At 34.5% G+C, this 226-nt stretch carries 1 pseudogene; it reads right to left on the bottom strand.

Going from position 1 to position 226, the window contains the following annotated elements:
* Nucleotides 1–226, bottom strand: a pseudogene (locus tag IDG64_RS15035) (IS6 family transposase); the annotation flags it as partial.

Below are 226 nucleotides of genomic sequence, written 5' to 3' on the forward strand. Positions count from 1 at the left end.
ATACGTCTCATCAATACGCCATTTGTAATAAGCTTTTTTATGCTTTTTCTTCCAAATTTGATATAAAATTGGGGCATATTCTTGAACCCAACGGTAGACCGTTGAATGATGAACGTTTACACCACGTCCCCTTAATATTTCAGATATATCACGATAACTCAATGCATATCTTAGATAGTAGCCAACGGCTACAGTGATAACATCCTTGTTAAATTGTTTATATCTG

Source organism: Staphylococcus sp. EG-SA-15, from assembly GCF_017151895.1.
GTDB lineage: Bacteria > Bacillota > Bacilli > Staphylococcales > Staphylococcaceae > Staphylococcus > Staphylococcus aureus.